General features: G+C 50.7%; 1 protein-coding gene. It reads right to left on the reverse strand.

The annotated features are described in order from the left end of the window. On the reverse strand, nt 1-199 hold a 199-nt coding region (locus tag HJY11_RS14140; protein ID WP_368041628.1), incomplete at its 3' end, for a hypothetical protein. Nucleotides 200-221 lie beyond the last annotated feature (22 nt).

Genomic DNA, 221 nt, shown 5'->3' on the forward strand with positions numbered 1-221 from the left:
GTGAAATCTGTAATGCCGCCAAAATAACGACCATTGCCATAATTTCCACCACCGGGACATGGTAAACGTCGAGCCCGAAGTATCCGTGATCCCTCCCGTAGCAGAAGAGCGCATAACCAGCCGGCATCCCGACAAGGAGCGAAACAAGGATACTGCCCGCGGTGAAGAAAATCCCTTCGCTTCGGAGCATACTGTTCATCTGACTGTTTGTCATTCCTAAT

Origin of the sequence: Bittarella massiliensis (ex Durand et al. 2017) (genome assembly GCF_017566145.1) — a bacterium.
Taxonomy (GTDB): domain Bacteria; phylum Bacillota; class Clostridia; order Oscillospirales; family Ruminococcaceae; genus Bittarella; species Bittarella massiliensis_A.